The 15343-nt window shown below is 56.6% G+C and carries 14 protein-coding genes and 1 riboswitch; of the genes, 4 read left to right on the forward strand and 10 right to left on the reverse strand.

Going from position 1 to position 15343, the window contains the following annotated elements; all coding sequences use genetic code 11:
• Positions 1-55: 55 nt before the first annotated feature.
• Positions 56-2923 carry a 2-oxoglutarate dehydrogenase E1 component gene (locus K1558_RS07250; RefSeq protein WP_238650727.1) on the reverse strand — a complete coding sequence of 956 codons (2868 nt, stop codon included), beginning with the start codon at positions 2921-2923 and terminating at the stop codon, positions 56-58.
• Between the two features lie 548 nt (positions 2924-3471).
• Positions 3472-3556, forward strand: a riboswitch (cyclic di-GMP riboswitch).
• Positions 3557-3584: 28 nt separating this feature from the next.
• Here K1558_RS07250 and K1558_RS07255 point away from each other — a divergent pair.
• Positions 3585-3734, forward strand: coding sequence for an anti-repressor SinI family protein (locus K1558_RS07255; protein ID WP_238650728.1), 150 nt, complete (start codon positions 3585-3587; stop codon positions 3732-3734).
• Between the two features lie 136 nt (positions 3735-3870).
• Here the strand turns inward: K1558_RS07255 and K1558_RS07260 are convergent, their stop codons facing one another.
• The 9 genes from K1558_RS07260 to K1558_RS07300 form a co-directional block, all read right to left on the reverse strand.
• Positions 3871-4215 carry a helix-turn-helix domain-containing protein gene (locus K1558_RS07260; RefSeq protein ID WP_238650729.1) on the reverse strand — a complete coding sequence of 115 codons (345 nt, stop codon included), beginning with the start codon at positions 4213-4215 and terminating at the stop codon, positions 3871-3873.
• A gap of 167 nt (positions 4216-4382) precedes the next feature.
• Complete coding sequence (locus tag K1558_RS07265) at positions 4383-4973, reverse strand: TasA family protein (protein ID WP_238650730.1); 591 nt, start codon at positions 4971-4973, stop codon at positions 4383-4385.
• Positions 4974-5009: 36 nt separating this feature from the next.
• Positions 5010-5606 (reverse strand): TasA family protein, encoded by a 597-nt coding sequence (locus tag K1558_RS07270; RefSeq protein ID WP_238650731.1) that lies wholly within the window; start codon positions 5604-5606, stop codon positions 5010-5012.
• Positions 5607-5681: 75 nt separating this feature from the next.
• A complete protein-coding gene (sipW, locus tag K1558_RS07275; RefSeq protein WP_238650732.1) occupies positions 5682-6278 on the reverse strand; it encodes a signal peptidase I SipW in 597 nt (198 codons plus the stop codon).
• A gap of 1 nt (position 6279) precedes the next feature.
• Positions 6280-7584, reverse strand: a complete 1305-nt coding sequence (locus K1558_RS07280) for a hypothetical protein (protein ID WP_238650733.1) — start codon at positions 7582-7584, stop codon at positions 6280-6282.
• An 806-nt stretch (positions 7585-8390) separates the two neighbouring features.
• Positions 8391-9368 (reverse strand): aldo/keto reductase, encoded by a 978-nt coding sequence (locus K1558_RS07285; protein WP_238650734.1) that lies wholly within the window; start codon positions 9366-9368, stop codon positions 8391-8393.
• A gap of 59 nt (positions 9369-9427) precedes the next feature.
• Complete coding sequence (locus tag K1558_RS07290) at positions 9428-9640, reverse strand: hypothetical protein (RefSeq protein WP_238650735.1); 213 nt, start codon at positions 9638-9640, stop codon at positions 9428-9430.
• A gap of 179 nt (positions 9641-9819) precedes the next feature.
• The gene (locus K1558_RS07295) at positions 9820-10383 is read right to left on the reverse strand and encodes a PadR family transcriptional regulator (RefSeq protein ID WP_238650736.1); all 564 of its coding nucleotides are present in this window, start codon (positions 10381-10383) and stop codon (positions 9820-9822) included.
• Positions 10384-10387: 4 nt separating this feature from the next.
• Complete coding sequence (locus K1558_RS07300; RefSeq protein WP_238650737.1) at positions 10388-11908, reverse strand: MDR family MFS transporter; 1521 nt, start codon at positions 11906-11908, stop codon at positions 10388-10390.
• A 246-nt stretch (positions 11909-12154) separates the two neighbouring features.
• On the opposite strand from K1558_RS07300, the gene K1558_RS07305 reads away from it, so the two are divergent.
• From K1558_RS07305 to K1558_RS07315, 3 genes are all read left to right on the forward strand, one after another.
• A complete protein-coding gene (locus K1558_RS07305) occupies positions 12155-12502 on the forward strand; it encodes a metal-sensitive transcriptional regulator (RefSeq protein WP_420800415.1) in 348 nt (115 codons plus the stop codon).
• 33 nt (positions 12503-12535) lie between these two features.
• Positions 12536-12736 (forward strand): copper ion binding protein, encoded by a 201-nt coding sequence (locus K1558_RS07310; RefSeq protein WP_238650738.1) that lies wholly within the window; start codon positions 12536-12538, stop codon positions 12734-12736.
• A 115-nt stretch (positions 12737-12851) separates the two neighbouring features.
• Positions 12852-15305, forward strand: coding sequence for a heavy metal translocating P-type ATPase (locus K1558_RS07315; protein ID WP_238650739.1), 2454 nt, complete (start codon positions 12852-12854; stop codon positions 15303-15305).
• Positions 15306-15343: the final 38 nt, after the last annotated feature.

Below are 15343 nucleotides of genomic sequence, written 5' to 3' on the forward strand. Positions count from 1 at the left end.
CCGTTACCTCCCCAAATATAGTGGATTGTATGATCGTGAGACCGTCCTGCTGCAATCAGGAGGACGGCACTGGCGCTTGCACTTGAGTACCTAGCTTCAGGGCTTCCCTGACTATCCGCCGCTGCTCGTAGGTGTGAACCTCCGCATAGCCGCTGGCCGGGCTGGAACGCTCCGGACGGCCGATATACTGGACGGACACGTTCTGCGGCGCAATGGCGCGGAGCCGGGATTCGGCGTACGTCCAGCCGCCCATATTCTTCGGCTCCTCCTGCACCCACACAATCTCCTCCAGCGAGCGGAGTGAGCTAAGCTGTGCAGCAAGCTCCCGTTCCGGGAAGGGATAGAGCTGCTCCATACGGAGAATATGCAGTCCGGACCAGTCTGTACCGCGCCCGGCCTCAAGCTCGGTCTGCAGGTCAATGGCAACCTTGCCGCTGCACACGACCAGACGCTTCACCTCTTCCGGCTTGCTGCCCAGCAGCGGCTCAGGAAGCACCGGCTGGAAGCTGCCGGAGGCGAGGTCTGCACCCGGCGAGGTGCTGCGCGGGTTGCGGATCAGGCTCTTCGGCGCCATGATCACCAGCGGCCGGGCATCCGCCTGCCCGCAGAGTGCAGCCTGGCGGCGGAGCAGGTGGAAGTACTGGGCGGCGGTGGTCAGGTTGGCAACGGTCCAGTTCTCCTCGGCGGAGAGCTGGAGGAACCGTTCCAGCCGGCCGCTGGAGTGCTCCGGTCCCTGGCCTTCATAGCCGTGAGGCAGCAGGATCGTGAGATTGCTGCGCTGTGTCCACTTCGCCCGTCCGGCCGAGATGAACTGGTCAATAATGACCTGGGCGGCGTTAGCGAAGTCGCCGTATTGCGCTTCCCAGATGACGAAGGTCTCCGGTGCGAATACGTTGTACCCGTATTCGAATCCGAGCACCGAAGCTTCCGACAGCGGACTGTTATAGACGCCGAAGGAGGCGCGGGAATCACTGATCTGGTGCAGCGGCGAATAGAGCTCGCCGTTCTCGCTGTCATGCAGCACCAGATGGCGGTGCGCGAAGGTGCCGCGCTGGGAATCCTGGCCGCTGAGGCGGATCGGAGTGCCGTCCTTCAGGATGGTAGCGAAGGCAAGGGTCTCCGCCAGCGCCCAGTCCACACGTTCCCCGTCATTCAGCGCATCCTTGCGGCGCTGCAGAATCCGTTCCAGCTTCGGATAGACCTTGAAGCCGGACGGTACACGCAGCAGCTCGCGGTTGATTTCCTGCAGACCGGCGAGCGGGAAGGCGGTCGGGCGCTTAGGAGGAAGGTCGGATTCCAGCGCTACAGCGGTCTTGGACTCTGCGCCTTTCTGTTTGCCTTCTTTCATCTGCTCGAACGCCTTCTGCAGCACACTCTCGGTCTCGGCAATCATGGCTTTGACCTCATCCTCAGTCACTACCTTCTCGCGCTGGAGACGTTCGGCATACAGACGGTAGACGGTAGGATGGTTACGCACCTTGCCGTAGACTACGGGCTGGGTTGTATCGGGATCATCCATCTCATTATGGCCGTGACGGCGGTAGCCGATCAGGTCAATCAGGAAGTCCTTCTTGAACATATGGCGGTAAGCGCTGGCCAGACGGACAGCAGCAATGCAGGCCTCGGGATCATCAGCATTGACATGCACGACCGGAATCTCGTAGCCCTTGGCCAGGTCACTGGCATAGTGGGTGGAACGGGAATCCTCGCTCTCTGTAGTGAAGCCGATCCGGTTGTTGACGATGATATGCACAGTCCCGCCGTTCTGATATCCGGTAAGCTTGCCGATATTCAGCGTCTCCGCCACAATGCCCTCGCCCGGGAAGGCGGCATCGCCGTGCATCAGCACAGCCACCGCTTTGTTCGTGTCCAGCTTCGGCAGACCCGGAGTGTGACGCTCCTCCTGGGCAGCGCGCGTGAAGCCTTCGACTACCGGATTGACGAATTCAAGGTGACTCGGGTTGTTGGCCAGTGTAATCCGGGTGCGTACCGTTTCGCCCTGGCGGACGGCGCGGTCAGCGCCAAGATGGTATTTCACATCGCCGGTCCAGCCGTAGTTGATCCCCATGGAGCCTTCAGAAGGGAACAGCTCCTTATTCGGCGAATGATGGAATTCCGAGAAAATAATATCATAGGGCTTGCCCAGAATATGCGCCAGCACATTGAGCCGGCCGCGGTGAGCCATCCCCATCAGGATATGCTCTGCGCCGTCATGGGCGGCGGCCCGCACGATCTCATCCAGCATCGGCACAAGCGCATCGTTGCCCTCTATGCTGAACCGCTTCTGGCCGACGAAGGTCTTGTGCAGGAAGGTCTCGAAATGCTCCACCTGCACCAGCCGCTTCAGCAGCTCTTTGCGCTCTTCATTGTTCAGCGGGGCAGGGGAGGTCATCGACTCCGCCTGGCTGTTCAGCCAGCGCAGCTCGCGTTCATCATGCACATGCCCGAATTCATAAGCAATAGTCTGCGTATAGGCCTGGCGCATTCTGTGGACAGCATCCATCGCAGTCCGTACATCCTCAGGGGCGTTGTCCCAGATGAGGGAGGCAGGCATAGCGTTAAGGTCCTCGCGGGTAAGCTCGTAAGTCTCCAGCTCCAGCCACTTGGCCATCGGGTTGCTGCTGCGCTCCAGCGGGTCAATGTTGGCGGCCATATGGCCATATATACGAATATTGGCGATCAGCTTCGAGGCCTTAACGGCCTTCTTCAGCCAGTTGGCATCGGCTGTAACCGCCGGAGCCGGCGTTCTCTCTGCATCCGGGGCCAGAGGCGGCGGGCCGGATACCGTGAACAGATCGCGGTAATGTTGTTCGACAGAGGAAGGGTCCTTGACAAACTGGTCATATCTCTCCTGGATGTAGCCCAGGTTGGGGCCGTAATATTTACTCCAAACCGTGTCGCTATAGGGCTCTTTGATTGCCATGAATAGGTCCTCCTAACGGATAAACTCCACATCGGGCAGACAAGAGTGCCACTTGGCGGAGTTACAATGTTTGCGGTTTCATTCTCACCTTATTGTGCTACTTTCCGGCAGGGTAATCAATTCATACTTTGTTCCAATCCGTTCGCAAAAAGGTATGATTCATCATAGAATTCATACGCAACTATCATCAATAAATTGCGTATAGCCTTCTCCGCCCCGAGGGGGCTTCCCTATATGTTTAGACATATCGATGAAATATGAATAAATAACCTTTTAGATGTTTGATTTTTGGGGAAATGGGTAATTGTTTCTATATATATTGTCCCAAAGCGGAAAAAGATTCTCATAAGTATATGTACCCTGCTGCCGGACCTTTGAACGGGATTTGGAAATATTTATACAAGCCAATGGCAATTTCAGCTAAGGTTCTTCACAACTTCACATAAAAAAATTCCAGAAATCGACACACTATTTGCGTATGATCTTGTATAATGTAGTTGCGTAAGAGCGGTTTCATGTATTCATGCCAGATCCTTTCATGTAAAGGGTCCAGTTAAGGGTAAACCTGCCGAAAGACAGGGGCACAAAGTCTCGGATCTAAAGTAGAAATACTATGATGGCCGGACTGCCTGGGGACGCGCAAATTCTAGGAGGAGATTTCTTGGATAAGTCCAACCAGGGGAATGACGAGCTGCGGGCAGTTGATTTGGATTTAGAATGGGTGTACTTGCTGATGTCTGCCCGTGAGGCAGGGATTCAGGCGGAGGAGATCCGCCGTTTCTTAAGCGAGAAGGCACTCCAGGCGATGTAGGACGGTCATCATATGGGGATACATACAGCAAAGGCACAGCGTAACGTACGCTGTGCCTTTGCTGTATGCGCGGCAGGGAGGTGTTGTCGCTGAAAGCGGCCTTCCCGGCTGGCCTTCCTGCGGCAAACTGCCGCATCTAGTGATCCTTTTGCTCCATGCGCCATTTCTGATAATCGAGGAATTCCTTGAACTCGCGCTTGCTGATTCCGGAAGCCATTGCTTCCTGAACGAGCCTGAACCATTCCCCGTCCAGCGCCGGCTCCTCAGCCTCCACCGGCGTGCCATACAATACGGTGTGAATAGATACCTGAAGCGCATCGGCGATCTTCTCAATGAATTGAATAGAGGGGTTCGATTGAATATTCCGTTCCACATTACTGAGGTATGATTTCGCTACATCCGCCTTATCCGCGAGCTCGGACAGAGAGTACCCCTTCTCCAGACGGAGTTTGTGGATGCGGCTTCCCAACGTATCTGACACGATTACACGCCCTCCGTACTTTTTTGCTACCAGTATAACAAAAATCCGCACCACGGACAAAAACAGAAGCCGCAGGGCAAGGGCTGCAGAGGGCAGGTGGCGGTCAAACGGCAAACGGCATATCCCGCCGGAGAGCTGGACATGCCGTTTTTATGCGCAAGGCTGTGCTATTTAGCTTCCCCGATGCCCTGAAGGGCATCGAAGGTCCAGTTCAGCGCCAGGCTATCGCCCTGGAAGGCGTTCTGGTCCTGGCCGTTGTCCACGAATTCGAAGGCGACCTTGAAGGTCTTGGACTGGGCAGCGCTGATGCCTCCCGGTACGGCGCCCAGCGTCACGAGATCATAGCTTGGAATATTCTTCAGATCCTTCAGCGAGATCTCGGAGAGCACATAACCGTTCGTGGAGCCGCCGGTATACGTATCCTTGAGCAGCTTGACCTTGAAGTGGGCTCCGAGATCCTGGCCCGCGTTATCCCCCTTGGCATCGGTTACCGTGTAGCTGGTGGACAGCTTGAGGAGCTTGATATCCAGCGTGCCTTCGTTGGACAGCGTGAAGGTGCGGACCGTATAATCCCCCGGCTTCAGATTAGTCAGAGCAACAGGTGTATTGAAGGAAGAGCCGAGCTTCAGTGTGCCTGCTGCGAAGGTGGCTGTGCTGTTAGCGGTCGAGCTGAAGTAGGCGAAGGTGCCTCCCCCGATGAGAGATAATCCGAGTGCTGCCGATGCTGCGCCAAGACCCAGTGTTTTTTTGATACCCATGATTGAATTCCTCCTTAGATTATGTTAGTTAGGGATTTACTTCTGCGTGCCTGCCTCCTGGCTGGCTTCAAAGTTCAAGGTCAGTGCCAGTGAATCGCCCTGATAATAGTTCTGCGGCTGGAGTGTTTCCCTGAAAGCGAACTGGATCGTCAGATTGTCTGAGGTCCCTGCCTTGATGCCGGACTTCTCCCCGCCCAGAATGGCCCCGAGGATGCCACGTGCGACCAGATCCGGGCTCTCATTCTCCAGATCAGCGAGGGAGATGACCAGCAGCGGCGATTCCTTCTTATCCTTGTTGACAAGGAAGGTCACGATAATATCGTCCTTGAAATTATGCGTGCCGTTGTCGCCCAGGGCATCATTAATGGAGGATGAGGTGTGCAGCACGACTTTGGGGATGTTCAGTGTCCCGTCATTTTTCAGTTTGAAGTCTCTAAGCACAGTATCTCCCGGCTTGAGGTTGGTGAGATTAACGATGACAGAGGGGTCGGATTGCAGTGATAAAGTTCCATTGTTAAAAGAAGCTGAGCTGGTAGAAGTGCTGCTGAAGTAAGCGAAGGTGCCTCCCCCGATCAGGGTTAATCCTAAAGCTGCCGATACCACGCCGAGACCTAGTGTTTTTTTGACATTCATGTGTTCATCCCTCTCTCATAGTTCTTGAAAAGTTATTGTGGCTCCGCGTTACGTAAACGGGAGAATACAATCATCTTATGGCATCAGCTCCGGCAGCTCATCCGGCCCGCCTGGTGCGGGTGGAGTCTTGGGCTTGGCTTCAATGGCAGCAACGGCCTTCCAGGAGGTATATAGCGCATAAATCAGCAGCAGCAGTCCCGGGACAATCATCAGCACGACGCTTCCGGCTCTGGACACCGCGAAATTCATGGCATACCCCACATAGGGGACGGTGACGCCGGTATATTGGCCTACCACATTCTTCGAGCTGACTGCTGCGGTATCGGCAACATCGTTATTGTCGCCCTTGGTGGTATAGCTGGCTTCCCCCAGCGCGCTGTTAAGCTCGGCAGCGATGACCCGGTGGGTAATCAGCAGATTGTCGGGGTTCAGAAAAGTGATAACATCGCCCTTCTGGAAGCGGGTCATGTCCCCGCCCGGCTTGATCGCTACAATGGAACCGGTCTGGATGCCAGGCTCCATGGAGCCGGATAAGACGGTTTTGATCTGGTAGCCGAAGAAGGAGGGCTCGCCGCCCGAGGCTTTGGAGATGATCACTGCGGTGATAAGCACCAGGAAAATCAACATTATCAGTGCAGAAACCGCTGTACTGGCTATCTTGCGGATGCGCATGTTAATCGCCGCCTTTGCTGATATGGGTTAATGGGGCAGGTGAAGGTTGTGCAGGTGAGTCCAAAGGTACAGGTGTTGCGGCGGGCTGTCCGCTGCCAGGTTCAAGGACGGGTGAGCTTTCTTCGGCAGTCTCCGGGAGCGGTTGGCCGGGGTCGGCTGTGCCGACCGGTGCAGGAGATGGGACGGGTGCGGCCGCCTCTGGCTGAGGAGAAGCCGTCTGCCCCGGGCTAGGCTGTTCGCCTGTCGGTGGTTCTGCTCCAGACTGTGCTGCTGACGCTTCGGCTGAAGGGGGCGGGCTGGAAGGCGCGGGCGAGGGAGGGGGAGTAACACCTCCGGCTGGAGGTTCTTCCTCTTTCTGCTCTTCTTTCGCCTTCAGGGCCTGCTCCGCGGCAGCTTTCTCCTTGGCCTCTGCAAGTGCCTTCGCTTGTTCCCGGAGGGCTGCCTGTGCCCCGGCAATCTCACTCTGCTTCTTCTGCAGGGCGAAGATGGTGGAAGCCAGATTGTCCCTGGCGGCCGTCAGTTCTGAGTTCAATTGGCTGTAGGTGGCCTGAAGCTCAGGAGCCATTCCTGAATCGTCACTGTAGACAGCCGTTATGACACTTGTTACGCGGAAGCCGGGACCGTCCTGCAGCAGCACGCGGTCAGGATTGCCGGTCGGCAATGATCCGCCAATGTCATGAATCGAATTCAGATAATGTATAATTCCGCTCAGTGTCTCATTCATCGATTCCGACAGAATGCCGCTGGACTGCAGGCTCTCCTCAATCTGCCCGAAGAACCGGGTATCCCGGATTTCCAGGCAGCCCGGGTCGAGATTCTCCATATACCCTCCGAGTTGATGCAGAATGGCCGCTGCCCGGCCCATCTCCTGCAGAATCTGCTGCCAGACCCCGGCATTGAGGCTCAACTGCTTCTCCAGTGCGGTAATCTCGCTGCCGGCCTGTAGCAGTTGGGCTGAGACATCCTCTGCGGCCTGGGTCAGTTCCTCTTCTGATTCATTTTCGTTGTTAAAAGAAGAATTGTATGTTCCGCTAAGATTATAGCCTTGAAGGGAAGCCTTCAACTCATTGACTGTACGCAGGTGTCCGCTGAATTCAGTCAGCAGCCGTTCAATCTCTCCGGGGAATACGGAGCAGAGCCCGATCGAGCTATCCTGTTCCTGGGGGGTATTGAACCCTCCGTATGTACTGCCAATCTGGCCTGACGTGTACATCAGCAGTACAGATACAGCCACTCCGGATTGCAGCATCCGCAGGCCAAGCCTCCTGTTTTTGCGTTTGCGCCTTTTGGCGGATCTGGGGTACATCCCTCAGCCCCCTTCCATCACATACTGACAGGTAGTTCTTTATATTCGTTCTTTATTAAGAACGTTATCGTAAAGAAATCATACACCGCACCCCCTCTAAAAGAAAAATGTTAATTTCCGCGAAATACCCGTGATAAAGCGCGAATCATTTGAATTATCGCGTATTATCTCGATAGAACGCTGTTTTTCACAAATGTTCTTTATAGAGAACGGGAGAGGATGGGGATGTTCAGGGATAACCTGGGAACGGGCAGAATCCGAAGAGCGGGAAGCCGGGGAGCGGGAGTTGGGGTGGCTGGGGAGTGAACTAAAGTGTCCCCGCGAAAACGGCATGAGGAGCAATAGTGCACCTGAATTGGCGGAGGCCACCGCTGCTCTCTTTATAGAGTAATATTAGTTTCTCATTTGAGTTACATAGACTATGCTGCATAGGTCACGCACATCACATACGTATCAGTTGGATTAGAACCCGCCGGAAACAGGCGGTGCGAAGAGTGAAGGGGATAAATCCCTCTGAACCCGCCGGAAATTGGCGATGCGAGGAAATGAAAGGGAAAAATCCCTCTGAATCCGCTGAAAACAGGCGGCGTGGGCAAATCAAAGGGATAAATCCCTTTGGACCAGCAGAACTCAGGTGGCGTGAGGAAATCAGTGGGATAAATCCCTCTCATTCTGCCCAAAACAGGCAGCGTAGGACAGTGGGGGCGGCCTCTCACCGCCCCTGGTTCGTAGCGCACTCTGCGCCCGTACCCCAGGCCCATACCACGCATCCTAGGCTGCGTACCGCTCCTCCTTATGCACTTGACTCAAGGCAGCTTCTCCCCGCGCGAGCTGACGTACAGCTCGTACCACTCTTTGCGTGAGAGCTCGACCTGCTCCGCGCCGCTGCAGGCGGCAATCCGCTGCGGGTTCACGGTGCCGATCACCGGCTGGATGGCTGCCGGATGAGCCATCAGCCAGGCCAGCACGACGGCTTCGGCCGTGGCGCTCTTCTCGTCAGCAAGCGCCCGCACCCGGGCCGCTGTATTCACGACGTTCTCGGGCTGGCCGTCCAGAGGCCGTCCGCTGAACAGCCCCTGAGCCAGCGGCCCCCAGGCCTGGAGCTGGATGTTTCCGGCCCGGCAGTACTCGATCGTGCCCTCCGGGAACGTAACCTCCTTCCATTGGTCACGGTTCACGCTGAGGACCGCATCCACCCAGCTGATCCGGGCCAGGCTCATATGGAGCTGGTTGACGATGAATGGCTCATCGCAATAAGTCTCCAGCAGCCTGATCTGGGCGGCGCTCATATTGGAGACGCCGAAGTGGCGTACCTTGCCGGAGGCTTTGAGCTGATACAGTGCCTCGGCGACCTCCTCCGGGTCCATCAGGGGATCGGGGCGGTGCAGCAGCAGAATATCCAGATAGTCTGTGCCGAGCCGCGCGAGCGATCCGTCCACGCTGGATAGAATATGCTCCTTGGAGAGATCCATCCGGTTGGTGGTATCGCCCGGCTCGATCAGCCGGATGCCGCATTTGGATTGCAGGATGATATCCTCCCGCAGGCCCGGACGGGCTTTCAGCAGCTGGCCGAACACCTTCTCCGCCTTACCCCGGGTATAGATATCTGCATGATCAAAGAAATTAATGCCGATTGATAGCGCCGCTTCCAGCGCTTCCTCGGCCTGCTTGAGATTCGCTGCGGTAAGCGGCTCATAGTCCCAGCCGCCTCCAAGTCCCATGCAGCCCAGCGCAATGCGGCTGGCAGGAATACCCCGCCGGTTCAGCGGTAACGCTCTCGACAATAGAATCCCTCCATACAATATGGCTTGCGAAGCCTGCCTGACAGCATGAACTATGCCCCTTAGAATCCGGTATGGTACTTCCGGTCGCTGGAGGAGCGGTGCTTCGTGCCTTCCTTATCCTTCTCCTCCTGCTGCTCCAGGGTCAGATCCTCGACCGGAATCGGGTCTACATGCAACTGCTCCTCTTCCTCATCGAACAGGCTGGGCTTCTCGGTAGGGTATTGCTCCGGGTGGTCACGGTCGTCCCGGATCGGCTTGTTGTCTTCGTTCATCTGGAATCACTTCCCTTTCTTACGAGTTTGTTCCCTAATAAACACAAATTCAGCCTGCTAAACATTTACAACGGACATGGCCTCAGATCCTGGCGGGCACAAGTTGCCTCAATTCAATAGAGGACTGCCACCGCTGCCGGTAACGGCAGACTGAGGCAATCCTCCGAATGAAGCCATGTCTAGTCTGGAGCAATAGGCGTACCCGTATCGTTCAGCCTGTTCGCGAGTACATCCGCCTGCAGGCGCTTCAGCCACTTCAGCTCGGTCTGGCAATGCTCATATCTGCCGTACATCAGATGCAGCACCGAGCGGGGCACCACGGAAATATGCTCCTCGTATAGCTGGTAGGCGAAGTTCACCTGATGCTCCGCCTCGCGGATGCGCTCCTCCAGCAGCTTCCCGACCTTCTCCTGGTCAATCAGATGCGTGAGGGACAAGGCGATATGTACCGGATGGTACATGGGATCGCTTTTGCGGATCTGCTGCAGGATGAGCTGTTCCATGAGGGCCTTGCCTTTGTCTGTGATCCGGTAGATCGTTTTGTCCGGGCGGTCGGGGCTGTGAATGACCTTAACCGCCTCGATGTGCCCTCCTGCGCCCAGCTTATCGACCGCATAATACACGGAACCGGTCTGCATCTTGATTACCTGATCTATGGAGCGTTCCTTCATGACCAGGGTGATCTCGTAAGGATGCATATCCCGCTCCAGCAGAAGGCCCAGAATCGCAAGCTTCATCGGCATGGGCTTACCTCCGTTCGTAACCGGCGGCAGGCTGGCCTCCCTGAGGCAGCAGCCGGTCCTTCGGCATCAGCAGAACGAAGACGACGGTCAGAACGGCCGGAACGATAGCCCACAGGAAGGTATACGAGATCGACGAAGACAGTGAATTCGTAATTTTCTCCAGTACAGGCGGCGGAATCTGCGCTCTGGCCTCGGGCGTCAACGCGGAACGCGGATCGCCGAAGGAAGCAGCCTGAGCACTGTCTCCGAAGGCTGTGCTCAGCTTGGAGGCAAAATGATTACGCTGGATGATCCCGAAGATGGTAATGCCGAGTGTCATGCCCAGCGAGCGCAGGAAGGTGCTGGTTGAAGTAGCCGAGCCCCGCTGGCGCATATCAAAGTGCTGGATGGACGACAGGCTGAGCACGGAGAAGGAGAAGCCGACTCCGAAGCCAGTTAAGGCCATGAAGACATTCAGCAGCAGGCGGGAGGTGTCCGGTGTCAGTGTGCTGAGCAGGTAGATCCCGGCCACGAAGCATACCGCAGACAGCAGCATGATATTGCGGAAGCTGGTCCGGGTCGTAAGCAGGCCGCCGGACTGGCTGCCAATAACGGTGCCGATCATCATCGGCATGAGGATCAGGCCGGAGTTCGTGGCCGAGCCTCCGTATACCCCCTGTACGTATATCGGGATATACACTGTCGCCACAATGAACGCCGAGCCGTAGAACAACCCCAGAATACTGCTGGTGGCGAACAGGCGCTTGCGGAACATGGCGAAGGAGATGACCGGTTCGGCGGCCGCTTTTTCAATGAGAATGAACGCAATAAGGAAGACGGCGAAGCCGCCGAACAGTCCAAGAATGGCTGCTGAATCCCAAGGATATTCATTGCCGCCAAGCTCCAGCGCGAACATCAGGCAGATAATGCCTGCCACGAGGGTGAAGGCGCCGCCCCAGTCAATACGCTGCTTGCTGTGGGTAACGGATTCCTTGTAGAAGTAGATAATCAGGAAGAAGGAGACGACCCCAATCGGCAGATTAATATAGAAAATCCAGTTCCAGTTCACATACTCCGTGATATAAGCACCCAGCAGAGGTCCGATGACACTGGAGATTCCGAAGACTGCACCGAACAGTCCGGTGAGCTTACCCCGCTGCTGCGGCGGAAAAATATCAAACACAATCGTAAACGCAATCGGCATCAGCGCACCCCCGCCAATCCCCTGAATCGCGCGGTAAATGCTGAGCTGGGTGATGCTCGAAGCCGTTCCGCACAGGGCGGAGCCGATCAGGAAGACGATGAGTCCGAAGATGTAGAACCGCTTGCGTCCGTACATATCGGACAGTTTGCCGAAGATCGGGGTTCCGGCCATAACCATGACCATGTAGGCGGAGGTGACCCAGACGATTTTGTCCATTCCTCCCAGATCGGAGACAATCGTGCCCATCGCTGCGGCAACAATCGTGTTATCCATGGCCGACATCAGGATGCCGAGCAGCAGCCCGGCAACGACGAGCTTCAGATTGCTCTCTTTCGTATGCATGTTGTTCAGACTCCTTTGGTGGTGTAAGTATAAGTTCGTGATTATTATATTCAAATTTGAATAGGGGGTCAATCTTTTTCGGCAAACGCTTGTACAGTAGTCCGGCAAGGTCTTCATAAAAGGTGTTGATAAGGAAGTTTACCCATTCTACATGGTATTCCTTATCGGCCAGCACTTTATTCCCGGGAGCCGATTGACATACCCATGGGGGGTATATTATAGTGAGACATAAGGAGGCTGATTCCTGTGTCAACGAATGAGAAGGAGCCTGCCGGCCAGGCGTGCGGCGAAGCCTGTCATCCTGCTGCTTCCGGGGTGCGCAAGAGCCATCACTCGCCAGAATTCAAGAACGGGCTGACAGCCCGCCTGAACCGGATTGAAGGCCAGATCCGCGGAGTGAAAGGGATGATTGAGCGTGATACCTACTGCGATGATGTACTTAATCAGCTCGCGGCGGTACAGGCCGCGCTGAACAGTGTCGGGAAGCTGCTGCTGGAGGGCCATATGAAGAGCTGTATCGTTGAGCGAATCGAAGCCGGAGAGCATGAGGTTATCGATGAGCTGCTGGTTACAGTCGGGAAGCTGATGAAATAGAGCTTGAACAACATATATCAGGAGGGAATTCAAATGTCGAACGTAGTATTGAAGGTTGAAGGCATGTCCTGCGGTCATTGTGTCAGTGCGGTGGAGAAGGCGGTTAGCGGCGCAGGAGCTGCGGCCAAGGTAGACCTGCCGGCGAAGACAGTAGCTGTTGAATATGACGAGAACAAGGTTAGCCTGGATGCAATCAAGTCGGCGATCGAGGATCAGGGCTACGACGTAGTATAAGCGGTGGAGGTAATGGGAGGGCTTGGAGCCGGGAACCCTGAAGAGGGAGCCGGCGCCAATGCCTTTTCTTTTCAATAGAATTATACCCCTTAGGGGTATACGGAGGTGCATGAGGATGGAAAAGAGTGCAAAAGCCGCCCAGGAGCAGGCTACCCTGCAGATTACCGGCATGACCTGCTCTGCTTGCGCAACGCGGATCGAGAAGGGCTTGTCCCGCATGGAGGGGGTATCCCGTGCCAATGTGAACCTGGCGCTGGAGCAGGCCACGGTCGGATATGATCCGGCGGTGGCCGGGGTGCCGCAGATCGAGGAGAAGATCCGCTCGCTCGGGTATGACACGCTGAAGGAATCAGCAGATTTCGATATTACCGGCATGACCTGTGCCGCCTGCTCGGCCCGGATTGAGAAGGTGCTGGGGCGGATGCCGGGCATTGCGGCTGTGAATGTGAATCTGGCGCTGGAGACCGCCCATGTGGAGTATTCGCCGGGCAACATCAGCACAGCGGAGATTATAGATAAGGTTAGCAGCATCGGTTATAAGGCGGCGCTGAAGCAGGACCGGAAGGACATTGCGGAGCAGCGCAGCGAAGAGATTACACGCAAACGGAATAAGTGGATAATCTCCGCGTTGTTGTCGCTCCCGCTGCTCTGGGCCATGGCCGGCCACTTCTCGTTCACCTCCTGGATGTGGACGCCTGCGCTGTTCATGAATCCCTGGTTCCAATTGGTGCTGGCGACTCCTGTACAGTTCCTGATCGGCTGGCAGTTCTACGTCAGTGCTTATAAGGCGCTGAAGAACGGGAGCGCCAATATGGATGTGCTGGTGGTGCTCGGGACCTCGGCCGCTTACTTTTACAGTCTGTACCTGACCATCGATTCCCTGAGCACGAGCGGGATGCATCATACCGTGGAGCTGTACTTCGAGACGAGTTCGGTGCTGATTACGCTGATTCTGGTCGGCAAATGGTTAGAGGCGCTGGCCAAGGGCCGTTCATCAGATGCGCTCCGCAGCCTGATGGGGCTGCAGGCGAAGACGGCGCTGGTCGAGCGGGACGGTGCTGAGCTTAGTATTCCAGTTGAAGATGTAGTGATCGGAGACATTGTGCTGGTGAAGCCGGGCACGAAGGTGCCTGTTGACGGAGAAGTGGTCGAGGGGCTGTCTGCTATCGATGAATCGATGCTTACAGGCGAGAGCATTCCGGTGGAGAAAAAGCCGGGCGATTCCGTAATAGGCGCTACGCTGAACAAGAACGGAATGCTGCGGATCAGAGCCAAGAAGGTTGGCCGGGATACGGCGCTGGCCCAGATTATCCGGGTCGTAGAAGAAGCGCAGGGCTCGAAGGCCCCGATTCAGCGGGTTGCCGATGTGATCTCCGGCATCTTTGTGCCGGTCGTGATCGGCATTGCTGCTGTAACCTTCGCGGTCTGGTATATCTGGGGTGCGCCGGGACAGTTCGCCGAGGCGCTGGAGAACGCGATTGCCGTGCTTGTCATTGCCTGTCCTTGTGCACTTGGATTGGCCACGCCGACCTCCATCATGGCGGGCTCGGGGCGGGCCGCTGAATTCGGCATCCTCTTCAAAGGCGGAGAGCATCTGGAGGGCGCGCAGGGTGTGAAGGTAGTTGTAGTCGATAAAACAGGCACCGTCACCAACGGCAAGCCGGTGCTGACCGATATTGTGGCCACAACCGGCAATGCCGCCCACGGCAAGGTGCTGGCTGAGAACCGGCTGCTGTCGGTTACCGCAGCTGCGGAGAAGCTGTCGGAGCATCCGCTGGCTGATGCCATTGTTGCCGCTGCGCAGAGCCGGGGAATTGAGCTTCCAGCTGCCGAGCAGTTCGAGGCGGTGCCGGGCCGCGGCGTCACGGCTGTGGTTGCAGGCCAGAAGGTCGGCGTAGGGACCCGCCGGATGATGCGGGAGAACGGGCTTGAGATTGATGCCTGGCTGGACATCATGACCCGGCTGGAGCAGGAAGGCAAAACGGCGATGCTGGTCTCGCTGGATGATACCATCGCCGGCGTTGTCGCCGTAGCGGATACGATTAAGGCAACCTCACGCGAGGCTGTTGCCCGGCTGCATAACATGGGTATCGAGGTTGTCATGATCACTGGGGACAACAAGGTGACGGCGAAGGCCATTGCCGATCAGGCAGGCATCCGCACGGTACTGGCAGAGGTGCTGCCGGAAGGCAAGGCAGAGGAGATCCGCCGGCTGCAGAGCGGCGGGGTCAAGGTCGCCATGGTTGGGGACGGCATCAATGATGCGCCGGCGCTGGCAACCGCCGATACGGGCATGGCGATCGGCACCGGTACTGATGTAGCGATGGAAGCAGCGGATATCACGCTGATGCGCGGCGACCTGATGGGGATTGCCGATGCCATCCTGATGAGCCGCAAAACGATGCGCAACATCAAGCAGAACCTGTTCTGGGCGCTGGCTTACAATACCCTGGGCATTCCTGTTGCGGCGCTGGGCTTCCTCGCTCCGTGGCTGGCCGGGGCAGCGATGGCCTTCAGCTCGGTATCAGTGGTGCTGAACGCGCTGCGGCTGCAGCGGGTCAAGCTGTAAGATGCGTGCGGCAAAGCTTATGCAGCGTGAGTAATTGC

The organism is Paenibacillus piscarius (genome assembly GCF_022234545.1).
In the GTDB taxonomy this organism is placed as follows: Bacteria; Bacillota; Bacilli; order Paenibacillales; family Paenibacillaceae; genus Paenibacillus_AQ; species Paenibacillus_AQ piscarius.